The 14,195-nt window shown below is 39.5% G+C and carries 9 protein-coding genes and 1 tRNA gene; 6 read left to right on the forward strand and 4 right to left on the reverse strand.

The window, feature by feature from the left end; genetic code table 11:
* Positions 1–459 precede the first annotated feature (459 nt).
* The 4 genes from ABZA00_RS12400 (at position 460) to recR (ending at position 5,834) form a co-directional block, all read left to right on the forward strand.
* Complete coding sequence (locus ABZA00_RS12400; RefSeq protein ID WP_372882480.1) at positions 460–1,650, forward strand: outer membrane beta-barrel protein; 1,191 nt, start codon at positions 460–462, stop codon at positions 1,648–1,650.
* The gene (locus ABZA00_RS12405) at positions 1,647–2,177 is read left to right on the forward strand and encodes a polysaccharide biosynthesis/export family protein (protein ID WP_372882481.1); all 531 of its coding nucleotides are present in this window, start codon (positions 1,647–1,649) and stop codon (positions 2,175–2,177) included. Before ABZA00_RS12400 ends, ABZA00_RS12405 begins: the two co-directional genes overlap by 4 nt.
* A gap of 16 nt (positions 2,178–2,193) precedes the next feature.
* Positions 2,194–4,401, forward strand: a complete 2,208-nt coding sequence (locus ABZA00_RS12410; protein ID WP_372882482.1) for a GumC family protein — start codon at positions 2,194–2,196, stop codon at positions 4,399–4,401.
* A gap of 833 nt (positions 4,402–5,234) precedes the next feature.
* A complete protein-coding gene (recR, locus tag ABZA00_RS12415) occupies positions 5,235–5,834 on the forward strand; it encodes a recombination mediator RecR (RefSeq protein ID WP_372882483.1) in 600 nt (199 codons plus the stop codon).
* A 135-nt stretch (positions 5,835–5,969) separates the two neighbouring features.
* Here recR and ABZA00_RS12420 read toward each other — a convergent pair whose 3' ends face one another.
* On the reverse strand, positions 5,970–8,270 hold the full coding sequence (locus tag ABZA00_RS12420; RefSeq protein ID WP_372882484.1) for a YgiQ family radical SAM protein: 2,301 nt from the start codon (positions 8,268–8,270) through the stop codon (positions 5,970–5,972).
* Between the two features lie 87 nt (positions 8,271–8,357).
* Positions 8,358–10,325, reverse strand: a complete 1,968-nt coding sequence (locus tag ABZA00_RS12425; protein WP_372882485.1) for an exoribonuclease II — start codon at positions 10,323–10,325, stop codon at positions 8,358–8,360.
* A gap of 192 nt (positions 10,326–10,517) precedes the next feature.
* On the opposite strand from ABZA00_RS12425, the gene ABZA00_RS12430 reads away from it, so the two are divergent.
* Positions 10,518–10,608, forward strand: a tRNA-Ser gene (locus ABZA00_RS12430).
* Positions 10,609–10,776: 168 nt separating this feature from the next.
* Here ABZA00_RS12430 and ABZA00_RS12435 read toward each other — a convergent pair.
* Together ABZA00_RS12435 and ABZA00_RS12440 are read right to left on the reverse strand one after the other, a co-directional pair.
* On the reverse strand, positions 10,777–12,573 hold the full coding sequence (locus ABZA00_RS12435; RefSeq protein WP_372882486.1) for a DUF3413 domain-containing protein: 1,797 nt from the start codon (positions 12,571–12,573) through the stop codon (positions 10,777–10,779).
* A 5-nt stretch (positions 12,574–12,578) separates the two neighbouring features.
* Positions 12,579–12,803, reverse strand: coding sequence for a DUF1414 domain-containing protein (locus ABZA00_RS12440; RefSeq protein WP_372882488.1), 225 nt, complete (start codon positions 12,801–12,803; stop codon positions 12,579–12,581).
* Positions 12,804–12,979: 176 nt separating this feature from the next.
* Between ABZA00_RS12440 and yejK the strand changes: the two genes are divergently transcribed.
* On the forward strand, positions 12,980–14,038 hold the full coding sequence (gene yejK, locus ABZA00_RS12445; protein ID WP_372882487.1) for a nucleoid-associated protein YejK: 1,059 nt from the start codon (positions 12,980–12,982) through the stop codon (positions 14,036–14,038).
* Positions 14,039–14,195 lie beyond the last annotated feature (157 nt).

A 14,195-nucleotide genomic window follows, 5' to 3' on the forward strand; every position in this document is an offset into this window, starting at 1 on the left:
ATAAAATTGAAAAATGTCGCGATCGCACACTTCGTGTGCGTTACTGAAGGTAAGATTGGCCTTGGAATCATGATAAAATCCAAGACCGAACTGAGGGGGTACTAAAAATACGCTGTTTCTGGATGAGAACTAGCTAGCATTTATTTTAACAAGCATAAATGATCAGATAATTAATCTGATTGGTATTATTCATCCAGGCGGTAATAAATGTTTTTGCAATGCTTTTGGATTCATCGCGGAGAATACACGATTATTTAAGGAAATGATGGTGTGATATTTGTCACTATGTATGAGCAAACTGGCTGTTTATTTTCCAGGAACCACGTGATTTAGCCTTGGCAGTGCCGTAGGTACGTTAACTGGGTCATATATTGTTATAAAAAAAATGTTAAATATTATTATTAGGCTATAATTTTTTTAAATTACTTTTAATTTTCACATTTTTTAAGGACAAAAAATATGCGAATTGTAGCCGCCTTATGTATCACGAGTTTTACCACGGTCAGTACGTTGGCTGAAAAATTCGAACCCGCCCCAGTTTTCGATTATTTTGTTCCGCAGTTTGAATCCATTGTTAGATATGATGATAATGTTTATACAAGTGACGTTAAATCAGAAAGTTCTTTTATCACATATTTAATGCCATCAATTAAAGTTAGAAATAATGGGGTTGTTAACCGTTATGGAGGGGAATATAAGTTAATTTCTTCATTCTACTCTGATGGTGTCGATGACAGCGATGATGTCAGCGACCATCTCTTTTCATTGTTTTCATACAATGAATACACTTCTAGGCATCGAACTGCAGTTGACCTTTCTTATGATAAGTTACACGAAAACCGTGGTTCAGGACTTACGGAAGACCTGAACTTTTCGCTTGTTAAGTCACCAATTCAATATGATGACTTCGACGGACGCCTTTATTATCAGTTTGGTGGTCTGCGGGCGAAGATGCGTATCGGAGCTGGTATCTCCTATCATGATAAGCAATATAACAATTACAAAGATATAACTAAACATAAAGACCTAGATAAAACCACATTTTTAGCAGATGTTGATTATCAAGCTGGCGATATAACTTTTTTAACATTTGATCTTTCCAGTGCAGATATTAGTTATAAATACACATCCCCGGGTTCTGAATCAAAAAACAATAAAGATAATAGATTTCTTGTTGGTGTTTCTTGGCGGGGAGTGAGCAAAATACATGGCTCTGCTAAATTTGGTTATCAACATAAAAAATATGATGAATATAAACAAGGTCGGGATGATTTTAATGGTTTTACAACGTCAGTTACTATCAATTGGAAACCGATTCAGCGTTCTACGTTGTCTTTAGTTACAAGTCGAAGCGCAGAAGAATCTGCTACTGTTGGTGATTATATAAATAATGTTTCAGGAACGCTTGGTTGGGAACATGAGTGGTCATATAAAATTGATACAAGTTTACAATTTAGTTACCAGGATAAAGATTATGTTGGTGCCGAGCGTCGAGATAAAATATCTGATTTTAATACGGAGGTTGTCTATGGTTTAAGTCGCAGATTAAATTTAGCCCTTGGATATAATTACACCAATTCAGATTCTAATGTAGATAACGTAAGCTATGACAGAAATGTATTTAATTTTTCTTTTAAAGTGAGTCTATGATGAAAAAATTTATAAAGCTTTTTTCTTTAATTATATGTTTTATCTATCCGTTACAATCTATTGCATATACTGATTATGTTTTGGATACAGGTGATGAAATTCGAATCGTAGTTTATGATGAGCCTGATCTTACTGTCAGGTTGTTTATAAGTGATGATGGTTATATTAATTTCCCGTTTATTGGTAATGTTTTTGTTACGGGGAAAACCACGGTAGAGGTCCAAAATATAATTCATAATGGCTTAAAAGGTGATTACTTAGTTAACCCTTCGGTACAGGTTGATGTAGTGACTTACCGGCCATTTTTCATTCACGGCGAGGTAAAAAAACCTGGTGCGTACCCCTATAAACCCGGCTTAACCATTAATCAGGCGGTTGTCTTAGGGGGTGGTTTTACTGAAAGAGCATCAGCCTCGAAGATTTATATTAAAACGGGTAAAGACAGTGGTAGTTCAAGGACGAATGTTTTACTAAGTTATAGTGTTTCACCTGGTGACACTATCATAGTTGAACAAAGTTTTTTTTAAACAGTGAGGTTATATCATGATGCCGTTAATAAATAAACCTGAACAAGAAGTGATGGTAGATCTTAAAAAATATTGGAGAATTGTATTAAAATCTAAATTGTTGATTGTTACTTTTGTATTACTTTCTACTGTTCTTGCTATATTTATAGTGCAGAATATAACCCCAATTTACCAAGCCACATCTTCATTATTGATTAAAGCAGATAAGGAAAATACAGTATCAATTGATGCCGTTGCTTCTTTTGATCCATCCAGACAAGATTATTTTTCAACACAATTTGAAATTTTAAAATCACGCTCAGTAACGGAACAAGTTATTGATGAATTATTTCTTTTAACTAATCCTGAGTTTTTACCAAAACCGAAAAATCCGACCATACTCAAGATCGAGGGCTATCTTGAATCTTTTCTTGCAATGGATAAAGATGACGCTCTCAAAGAAAATATTATGGATCTTAGAGGTGAAAAAGTTAAGCTAATTGAAACATTTCAAGAAAACCTGTTAATTAAACCAGTTCGTAACACACAAATAGTCAATATTTCTTTTGAGGCCAAAGATCCCCTACTGGCTGCACAAGTTGCAAATACCATTGGTGATGTTTATATCAGACAAGAAATGGAAGCGCAGCTGAATATAACCCAAAAAGCAGTTTCCTGGTTAAAGGTAAGGCTAGGGCAGTTACGAGACAATTTAGATCTATCTGAGAATAACTTACAAACATACAGGGTGAAAGAAAACTTAATTGATATTGGATCAAAAGGCGTAACAAGCATTGCAAGTGATGAATTGGAAAACCTTACAAGCAGTTACTTAGCTGCCAAAAAAGCCCGTTTTGAAGCGGAAACGATTTCTCTTTTTGTCGGTAATGTAAGAAGGAATAATATTGATGCTTTACTGTCCTTGCCTGAAATTAGTGACCATACCCTTATTAAAGATCTTAAACGTGTTGAAATAGAAGCTGAAAAAAAGGTTTCAGAATTTAGTTTCCGCTACGGTAATAAACATCCCAAGTCAATTGCAGCAAAAGCTGAACTTGCAGCAGTAAGAAAAAGTTTGCAAGAAAGGGTTGGTAAATTAGTTCAAGGAATTGCAAAAGAATTAAAAGCAGCTGAGGATAATGAACGCCGCTTTGAAGTGGAACTGCAAAAAGAAAAGCTTAAATTTCAACAAATAACAGATAAAGAACAAGAATATCTGAAATTACAAGCAGAAGTTGATGCAAACCGTAAACTGTATAATACTTTCTTAAACCGTTTCAAAGAGATGGAAAGTACAACAGATTTAGAAATTCAGCAAGCCCGTATCATTGATTTTGCTGAAGTACCGTTAACTCCAGTAAAACCCCAAAAAATATTAATTGTTGGAGGGGTTTTTGTGGCATCACTTGCTTTTGCTATTTTATTCACTCTAATAATTGATTCTTTAAATGACAGGTTTAGAACGTCAAACGACGTTGAATCAAAACTTGGAATGCGCATATTGGGTTTAATTCCTTTAATCAAGAGCAAACGGAAAACACCTTTAGGGGTATATGCTTATTTTGATGAAAAATATAATGTTTTTGCGGAGGCAGTGCGGACATTAAGAACCGCTTTAGTTTTATCGCATATTGGTGCTGATAATAAGGTTATTTTAGTTACCTCTTCAATACCTAAAGAAGGCAAAACAACTACCGCCATTAATATTGCATTTTCACTGTCACAGATGGGGAAAACGTTATTAATTGAAGGTGATATGCGTCGCCCAAGTTTTAGTAAAGCATTCAGCCTACCGCCTTACCAAAAAGGTTTGTCAAACCTAATCTCCGGTACAGAAAAAATGGAGGATGTTATTATTCAGGGAAAACATGGTTTGGATATACTGACGGCAGGTTTCATACCAACAAATCCGATTGAGTTATTATCATCAAGTAGGTTCGATCAAATTTTAGCAGAATTAAAGACCAGATATAACTATATTATTATTGATTCCGCACCTACTCAAGCTGTTAGTGACTCCTTGGTGATAGCGCAGCGCTCTGATTCTGTCGTGTATGTGGTTCGTTATGAAATGACTAAACAATCTGTTGCTAAGAAAGGAATTGCTCGTTTACTTGAAGTTGATGCGAAAATAGATGGTATTGTTTTAAATCAAGTAGATGTACACAAAAGTAGCAAAGAAGATAGTTTTCATGGTTATTATGATTATTATGGATACAGTAACGGCGAAAAAAAGGCACAGTAAATCATTCTATCTAACTGCTGTTTGTAAATTCAATCTTGACGCGGCCTTCAAACGCTATCATAAAGCGATTTTAGGCCGTTTTCCAATTCCCAATTGCTATTGTCCATTACTTTGATACACCCCTCGCAACAAGATAATTTATTTTTAGTGGAATCTCCGGTAGGCGCACCTTTGCGATTAATTATTTTTCGAGGGAAAGCATTTGATCGCGCCGAGAGGTGTGCCGCCCAATTCCTCTCAACAAACAGCAAAGCGCTTTGAGCCGACCCTTCGGGCAGCGCTTATTGGCTTTTTCTACTACGTTATTGCCTGCTTATTTGAAATAACTACACTACGCAGCCTCTCCTTGCATAAAGAAGCAACAAACTGCTGCAAAAACAATCTTGAAAGATCAACAGACCCTAAGTAAAACATTAAATATTGATAGTTTTTATATCATAGGGGAAAAATCACGGTTAAATTTCACATAATGATCAATAGGAAAAAGAGAAAGTAGAAAAATTTTATCAATATCAATATAAAAATTTTTTCGATCATGACGACAAACAATTATCTATTGCGTCTCGGACTCGTTTTATACCCGCTGATCATAAAGCGGGTTAACCAGCGCTGCTTATATAACAGTCTGCCCTGCAGATTGAACATTCTGCGAGCTTAAGGCGTTATCTGGCTGAAGCTTGAGGCAATAAAGGCAATAATAAGTCAGCAGAGCGCGGTGAAGAACCGCCATGCGATTCAAGTAAGCACTAGAACGTATAATAATTACATTATTAATGTAATTATTATATATTCAGATAAAATCTGTTTCACAATTAAAAAAAGAAGTGTTCACTATGAGTTCTAATTCGTTACTTGAAGAGCTGATGCAGGCATTGCAGTGTTTGCCCGGTGTTGGCCCTAAATCAGCCCAGCGTATGGTTTATCATCTACTGGATAAAAATAGAAAGGGGGCTTTAAATCTCAGTCATATGCTGGAAAGAGCGGTTAATGAAATAGGGCATTGTCAGCAATGCCGTACCTTTACCGAACAGGATTTATGCGCTATCTGCAGTAATGATAAACGTAATAAAAACGGCATGATTTGTATTGTTGAAATGCCTGTGGATGTTTTAGCCCTTGAACAAACCGCGTTATTTTCCGGTACCTATTTTGTGTTAATGGGTCACCTTTCTCCTCTCGATGGCATCGGGCCGGAGCAGCTTGGCTTGCCACTGCTTGAGCTACAACTTGCTGCGGGGGAGCACAGTGAAATAATCTTAGCGACAAATCCGACTGTTGAAGGTGAAGCGACAGCTTATTATATTGCTGATATAGCCAAAAAACATGGTATAAAAGTGAGTCGTATCGCGCATGGCGTACCGGTAGGAGGAGAACTGGAGTTTGTCGACAGCACGACACTTTCGCATTCATTTTCAGGGCGATCAATTATTTAATGGTTAGCACCTGGCAGAATACGGAGTACAAAATGCAGTTGTTTTGATTTGCAGTTTTTCTGCTTCGTAGCAATTTCCGGTAAAGAAGTATTAAAAAGGGCGGTTAACCGCCCTTAATTTTTTATCACTTGAGACTTACTTTTTCTTTTGTCCTTTAAACTTAAAGGCTTTGTCAGGCTTGGCTTTTCCGCCAGTATTGCCGGCCTTTTTTTCAAGCTTAACCGGTTTGCTGCTGCCTAATTTAGCTGCTGCTGATTTTTCCTGTTTAGCATTTCCCGTCGCATTCTTAAATTGTGCAGAGCCGGTAAAGCGTGTTACTGCATTGCGCGCAGGTTTATTGCTGACCTTGGCAATTTTACCCTGCTTTTCATTGCGTGATTCAGGTGGCACTAAATGGTTCGGGCCCGTACCGATTAGCTTTCTTGCCAGACCTAATTTTTTCAAGGTTTCACGGATCAGCGGCCAGTTTTCCGGTGCATGGTAACGTAAAATCGCTTTATGAATTTTACGCTGGCGGCCACCTTTGGCGGTGATCACCTCTTCGCTGTCTTTCGCAATTTTGTGTAACGGGTTCTTTTCCGTATGGTACATGGTTGTTGCGTTCGCCAGAGGAGAAGGGTAAAAATTCTGTACCTGATCGAGTTTAAAATTATTACTTTTCAGCCATAACGCCAAATTGATCATATCCTGATCTGTTGTCCCCGGATGGGCAGAGATAAAATAGGGAATCAGGTATTGTTTTTTCCCTGCCGCTTTTGAGTATTTTTCAAACATGTTTTTAAATGCTTCATAACTACTCATGGTCGGCTTCATCATTTTATCCAATGGGCCTTTCTCGGTATGTTCAGGTGCAATTTTCAGATAACCACCAACATGATGCTCAACCAGCTCTTTTACGTAACGCGGATCTTCAACGGCAATATCATAACGGACACCCGAAGCAATTAATATTTTCTTAATCCCGGAAAGCTTACGGGCTCGACGATAAAGATTAATTGTGTGCTCGTGATCAGTATTCATATGATGACAAATATCAGGGAAAACACAGCTTAAGCGCCGGCAGGTTTGTTCAGCTTTGGGGCTCTTACATTTCAGACGGTACATATTTGCAGTAGGGCCACCCAAGTCAGAAATAACGCCGGTAAATCCGGGCACCTTATCGCGGATAGTTTCAATTTCTTTAATAATAGAGTCTTCAGAGCGGCTCTGAATCACGCGTCCTTCATGCTCTGTAATCGAGCAGAAAGTGCAACCGCCAAAACAGCCGCGCATGATATTAATGGAAAAACGGATCATATCGTAGGCAGGGATTTTTGCATCACCATAAGCAGGATGAGGAATACGCTGATAAGGTAATCCGAAAACCGTGTCTATCTCTTCCGTGGTGAGCGGATAAGCAGGAGGATTGATCCACACTAATCGTTCACCGTGGTATTGTGCTAAGGCGCGTGCGCAGCCGGGATTAGTTTCTTGATGCATAACCCGCGATGCATGGGCATAAAGTATTTTATCGCGGCTTACCTGCTCATAGCTTGGCAGCTGAATGTAGGTTTTCTCCCAGGGCTTTTTCTTGGCCGGACGATATGCTTCCGGTTGAATGGTAATGACCTGCGCCGAATCGCTGTCGCTTTGATCTGCTAGTTTTTGTGTCGCGCAGGCAACATTGATATCGGCGTAAGGATTGATAATAGGATCAATTTTGCCGAGTTGATCAACTTTACGTGAATCTATACCATCCCACTCCGGTAAGGCTTCTTTGACCAAAATAGCGGTGCCGCGGATCTCGGTCAGATCGCTGATCGCTTCACCCTGCGATAAACGGTGAGCAACTTCCAAAAGCGGTCTCTCGGCATTGCCATATAATAAGATATCGGCTTTTGCGTCAAGAATAACCGAGCGGCGCACCTTGTCCGACCAGTAATCATAATGGGCAATACGGCGTAAACTTGCTTCAATACCACCAATGACAACCGGCACGGATTTATAGGCTTCTTTACAGCGTTGTGTGTACACCAATACGGCCCGATCCGGGCGTTTACCACCTTCATTGTTTGGTGTGTAGGCATCATCGTGACGCATACGGCGCTCAGCAGTATAACGGTTAATCATGGAGTCCATATTACCTGCAGAAACGCCAAAAAACAGATTAGGTTTCCCCAGCGTCATAAAGGCGTCTTTACTCTGCCAGTCTGGCTGAGCAATAATACCAACACGGTAACCTTGTGCTTCAAGGGTCCTGCCGATAACAGCCATACCGAAACTGGGGTGATCTACATAAGCGTCGCCGACCACTAAAATAATATCACAACTGTCCCAGCCGAGCTTTTGCATCTCCTGGCGTGACATTGGTAAGAATGGCGCAGCTTTTTCGTTTCTGGATTTAAATTGCGGGTATGAGAAAAGGGGCCTTTCAGCTTGTAATAGATCAACGCTCATTATTTTTGCCTAACTAGAAAATGAGCGCTGATTATACAGGAGAATTTCAACTCTGCGATGCTTTCTTAACCATGTTATTTTTGCGGGTTAGGGAATATTAAGGGGCTCTGCAAGTTTACCGATTAATTGACCAGTTTCAACTTTGACATTATTAAGCATTACATCAATCACATCACCCAGTTGTAATTCCGTTTGCTGTCCGATTAATACTTGGCCAAGATCTTGATTACAATCGATTTTTTTTGCATCCTTGCTGTCTTTGCATAACAGAGAACCGGGGATAAAAAAAGTCGCACCGTTTTCCTGTATTCTGACCCGGATACCGGCTTTAATAATATCAAAAATCTCCGCTTTATAGCACCATTGTGAATCCACCTGATCTTTTAAATACTGACTATAGAGCAGGTTATTAACGTCTCTTTCGGCCAAACGCTGTAATTTACGCGCCTCATTGAGTAATTGCCCGATATCACTGTCGATCTGGATATTATCCTGTTGCAGCAGAACCGATTTAATCAGACGGTGGTTGAGTAAGTCACCGTACTTGCGGATCGGTGACGTCCACGTCGCATAGTGCGCAACACCCATGGTGAAATGTGCTTCCGGTGCATTTTTGATGTCGGCATAACTGAGTAGCTTACGCAAACGGTGATCCAGATAGCAGTTATGCAACTGGTTGGTCTGCTGGCGAATTTTAGTATAGCCGGCAACCGTTGATAATGTTTCGCTATCAGTGGTTATGCCGTACTCAGCTAATAAAGCCACTGCTTTTTCTAAACGTTCGCTGGCGAAACCGGAATGGGTGTTAAAAACGCCTTGCTGCTTATGTTTTGCTAAAAAGTTACCTGCGCAGATATTGGCGGCAATCATGGATTCTTCAACCAGGCGGTTGGCACTGCGTCTCGGTTCGCATAATATCTCGTATACCTCACCTTTATTGTTCAGTTTTAAGGTGTAATCGGGCTGGTTTTTAAACACTACATTATTATCTGAACGCCATTGCAGGCGCTTTAGAGAAAGCTGATCCAGAGTGTGCAGCTGCTCTGCAAGTTGGACGTTTGGTTGCCAATCATTATGACCAGAGCCTTCATTTTCAAGATAATTGGAAACATCATTATAGTTAAGACGGTAGTGAGATTTGATCCACGCGGCATAAAACTCGGGTTCGCCGCTAAGTTCTCCGTCCTTATTGATGTGCATTGTGCAGCACAAAGTAGCCCGTTTTTCACCTTCTTTTAATGAACAAAGGCTGTCACTTAAATCTCGTGGCAGCATCGGTACGTTAAAGTTTGGTAAATACAGGGTAAAGGCACGTCGTTTAGCTTCAGCATCCATTTCACTGTTTTCCGGTACATAGGCGGAAGGATCTGAAATAGCAATGGTCAACTTCCAGCCGTTTTCATCGCTTTCGACGTATAGAGCATCGTCCATATCCTGAGTATTAACGCCATCAATGGTGAAAAACGGGTATTTAGTTAAATCGCTGCGCGGTAGCTCCGGATCCATTACTTTCCATGGATGATCAAACTCCGGTGCTTTGTTAGGCAAATTATGGGTTGCCACTGTCAATAAACGATAGGCAAAAGGATCATTCGCATCGGCTATTTTTTCGATTACCTGGGTTAAAAAGCCATTTCCTTCCAGAGCATGATGTACTAATTTAACTTTTACCCAGTCACCATCTTGATAACCCTGTGCCGCTAAAGATTGTGCACCCTTAATTTTAAAGAAACCTTTTAACAGTGGATTCTTCGGCACAAGAGAAAAATTTTTCTGTTTGCTCACCAGCCGGGCAATAAAAACATCAGATTCTGTTTTCTTCAGCTGATTTGGTTCTGCAGTTGATTTATCACCATTCTCTCGAATGAATGCATTAATACGATCACCGTGCAATACCTTTTTCATCTCATTCGGGGGAATAAAAAAACGTTTACCTTTATCTGTTTCTAAAAAGCCATATCCACGATCAGTTGCTTTAACCGTCCCCTGACGTTTGGGAATATTTTCTTGAATTTGTTGTTTTAATTGACTTAGCAACGGATTGTTCTGAAACATAAAATAAAACCTTAAATAGATGTCGGTATAAACAGCCGGTGATGAGGGAAAAGGAAAGCTGCTTAACAGAGTTGAATATAAAGGTGATTAGCTTTTAATAAAAGAGGCAATTGTATAAAAATGGCAAATATAAAATAATTTCAAAAAGTACTTGGCTTTTTCGTTAAACCTGTTTAATATGCGCCTCGTTCCGGAGGGGTGGCAGAGCGGCTTAATGCACTGGTCTTGAAAACCAGCGAGGGTTAATAGCTCTCCGAGAGTTCAAATCTCTCCTCCTCCGCCATACATAAAAAGCCCGCTGTAAAAACAGCGGGCTTTTTGCGTTTATAGCCTTGTTATTTGAAAAAGGGCGCAGGGGCTGGCCGCCTTGTTTTATTCGTGAAAAAAAACCACTGCGGGCAGTGGTTTTTACATTGTTATTAAAGTGTCAAGCTGACTTTAAGCTGAAGCCTTATTTATTGAAGCGACGCAGTTGCGATACTACCTTAATCAGCAAAGTGACATTATCTTGTTCATCGTCAAGTTCATTACCCTGCCAATCTATGCTGCTGATGTGACCATCATTAGAAAATTGTGTAATTCGCTCTTTTTCATAAACCACATACTGGTTTAAATCCCCGGAAAGCAGATATTGACGCTCTCTGTCATCAAACAAACTTTGTCCGCTACTGTATAAATTTGCTTTGGATTGGCTGCCTAATACTCCCTCCATCAGCGTAGGGACAATATCAAAATGGCTGGTCATACGCGAAATCTGAGCAGGATCTTTACCCGGCCATAATATCACCAGCGGGACGTGGGCATCGTTTATAACGCTTTCCGCATAGCGATTTTTCGCGAAGGAGGTGCCATGGGTACCGGTAATAAAAACAATGGTATTCTCCAGCTCTCCTTGCGCAGCTAAGGAATCTACTACCTGAGCTATCTGTCTGTCTAGCGCTAATACCTGCATCTGATACATATCGAGCTTTTTAGTGTATTCAGACAGGTTAATTGGCCCGGAGTCATGTAAAAAAGCCATACTCGGCTGCTCATAATATAAAAAACTGAACCATTTATTTTCCTGAGTCTGAGCGGCTAGCCAATTGCGCCATTTATCAGTCGTATCCTGATTATTATCGGTCTCAGCTTGTTTTTTTAGGAGTTCCGGTTTTAATCCGCTGAAGCTGCTTTGTAAAAACTCCGGATGAGTAAAACCAATACTCGAAAACAGGCCAAATTGATATTGCTGCTGCTGCAGGCGATTGAGTAATACCGGAGGTATATAATTGAGTGTTATCGCTGACCAGTAATTATTGGGTAGCGCGTAGAACAGGCTGAAAATTCCCTGTGCTCGGTTACTGGCCCCACTGTAATGATTCTGATAGTTTAAACCTTGCTGGCTAAGTTGATAAAGCTGCGGCATGTTTTTTTCGTTTAACATGTCTGCACGCAGCGCATCTACGGTGATTAATAAAATATTTTTTGCAGGTTCTAACTGCTCATTATCCGAGAAGATTAACGGTGTTCTCGGGTAACGTAATTCATTTTTATAATCATTGCCCTGGCGAACAATACGGTTATGCAGCTTATCATCCGTTAACCAGCCCTGTTTTTTCAAAAAAGTGCGGGCAGTCATCGGATAAGAGAGAGGGTAGGTTGCTTTCTGTTGGGTAATTGGACGGTATTGATTCGCATCGGCCCAGATATAAGCTAAATGCGAAATAACAAATGCTGAAAACAACACCACAGCGATCGGTTTGCCGATTCGTTTAGCCTGTAGCTTACGACATTTTTTCCACACCATATAAGAAAGCAGCAGTTCAATGGTGAAGATAATTGGAAAAGAGATGTAATGCAGGTTAATGCGGTAAATCTGTTCAACCTGAGATGGACTTTGTAAAAAATGCCAAATTAAAGGGTTGAGATGGAAGTTATAAAGCTTAAATATTTGTGTATCAATAATTAAAAAAGTAATGCCGACGCTGCTGACAAAAATGGCAATCATTCGGTATAAACGCGGGAAAGGTACTATAAATGCCAGTGGGAATAAAATCAGTATAAATACGGCGGCACAAAGAAAACTAAAATGGCCGATTAAACTGATTATTTGATAAATCATGCCGCCCACGGAATCGGAAACACCTGAGTATGCGATATAGCGTACGCTGATGAATGACACAATGATAACATTAAAAAAAGTAAACCAGTGTCCCCAGCTGATTAAGCGGGATACCCGATCATGAAATATATTACCTGTTTCTACCATATCGTTTATTTTTCTTTGGTATTGATCGATGCAGAAAGTGCTTTGACAAACTTGCTGCTGATTTCACTGCGTTTGTTAACAGGAACCTGACTATTAATAATGTGAGTGATGCTATTTCCTAATATCATTAAACTTAAATCAACGGATACTTCATTTTTGTGGAGTACTTCCATCACCTCATCAAGTACTGTTTCGATTTTTTCGTTTGAATATTTAGAAATAATTGGCATTGTCATTCGCTCACTGTAAAGTAAAAAGGTAGATGATAACTTACTCTTGCAATTATACCAATCACTTAAAGAGCGCTTGTTTTAATTTTATTTAGTGAATAGAAATTATAGGCTATTTATAGATTCACTCTGTATAATTTACAGTTATCTTTTTTTATAACTATGGTGCAAAAGCTATGAACATCTCTGCCAGTAATCTCATTTTACATTCTTTAACTTACAGTTCCGAGGGAGTTTTACAATGTAAAATGCGCGAAGGAGAGTTGCCTATTTCTGCTTCTATAGAAGAGTTTTTAAGCAAACTGCATAGCACTTACCAAAGCAAAACCAATAAAGCGTTTGCTTCTTTTGTTGAAAACGAGAACAAGCCGCATCCTTTTAAGGATGCGCTTGAGCAGGAGATGTCTCAAAAACTCGATTTTGTCAGTTTTTCACAACAAGCGGCCAGTTGTTTAGTTGCAGAATTACAAAAACATGATTTTGCCGAGGAAGGCGTATTATTAGTCAGCAAGTATAGCTGGACTGCCAGTGATTATCTGTTGATTGCGTTATTGCAAAATAATCAGTCAATCAGTGTGAATGATAACCTTGAACTGCAGGTGAGCCAGCATATCGAAACCAGTAAAATACAGCTGGTAGCGCGTATTGATTTAACTTTATTAGCGCGTGATCCGCAGTCAAACCGTTACATCTCTTTTATCAAAGGCCGTGCCGGGCGCAAAGTGTCCGATTTTTTCCTTGAGTTTATGGGTGCGGAAGAAGGCTTTGATGCAAAAGCGCAAAATCAGGGATTAATGAAAGCGGTAGACGAATTCTGTGAAAAACAGGCCTTGCCGGTAGAAAAAAAACAGGAAGTACGTGAAGTTGCCTTTGAATATTGTAAAGAACAGCTTAAACAGGGGGATGATATTGAACTTTCTGTTTTATCTGAGCAGTTACAGGATTCACCTAAACTTGAAGGTAGTTTTTATGACTTTGTCAGTGAAGATTATCAGTTAGAAAACAGTTTTCCGGCAGATCGCAGTGTGGTGAGAAAGTTGACCAAATATGTTGGTCAGGGAGGGGGAGTGAGTATCAGTTTTGATCAAAAACACCTGGGCGACCGTATTCACTACGACGCAGACAGTGACACCCTGACAATACAGGGGATCCCGCCTAACCTGCGCGAGCAGTTAAAACGCGATGCTGGTGGTGAAGCCGCTGCTCAAGAAGATGAGCAAAGCCCGCCTTTTTAGTAAGGTATACCAAATTCGATAATTATCTATTCATTTATGCTTGTTAAAATGAATGCTAGCTAGACATAAAACTACGTTTTAGTCTTTGTTATTGATTTTGTAATTAGAACAACTAGTTACTGCAATCAATGCCTTGCTTTGATCCATTTTTCCTGCG

Origin of the sequence: Psychromonas sp. (assembly GCF_041586535.1) — a bacterium.
GTDB lineage: Bacteria > Pseudomonadota > Gammaproteobacteria > Enterobacterales > Psychromonadaceae > Psychromonas.

Bases quoted from the DNA above. Each gene is read 5' to 3' on its own strand.
- ABZA00_RS12400 (WP_372882480.1), top strand. From the start codon at position 460: ATGCGAATTGTAGCCGCCTTATGTATCACGAGTTTTACCACGGTCAGT.
- ABZA00_RS12405 (WP_372882481.1), top strand. From the start codon at position 1,647: ATGATGAAAAAATTTATAAAGCTTTTTTCTTTAATTATATGTTTTATC.
- ABZA00_RS12410 (WP_372882482.1), top strand. From the start codon at position 2,194: ATGATGCCGTTAATAAATAAACCTGAACAAGAAGTGATGGTAGATCTT.
- recR (WP_372882483.1), top strand. From the start codon at position 5,235: ATGAGTTCTAATTCGTTACTTGAAGAGCTGATGCAGGCATTGCAGTGT.
- ABZA00_RS12420 (WP_372882484.1), bottom strand. From the start codon at position 8,270: ATGAGCGTTGATCTATTACAAGCTGAAAGGCCCCTTTTCTCATACCCG.
- ABZA00_RS12425 (WP_372882485.1), bottom strand. From the start codon at position 10,325: ATGTTTCAGAACAATCCGTTGCTAAGTCAATTAAAACAACAAATTCAA.
- ABZA00_RS12435 (WP_372882486.1), bottom strand. From the start codon at position 12,573: ATGGTAGAAACAGGTAATATATTTCATGATCGGGTATCCCGCTTAATC.
- ABZA00_RS12440 (WP_372882488.1), bottom strand. From the start codon at position 12,803: ATGCCAATTATTTCTAAATATTCAAACGAAAAAATCGAAACAGTACTT.
- yejK (WP_372882487.1), top strand. From the start codon at position 12,980: ATGAACATCTCTGCCAGTAATCTCATTTTACATTCTTTAACTTACAGT.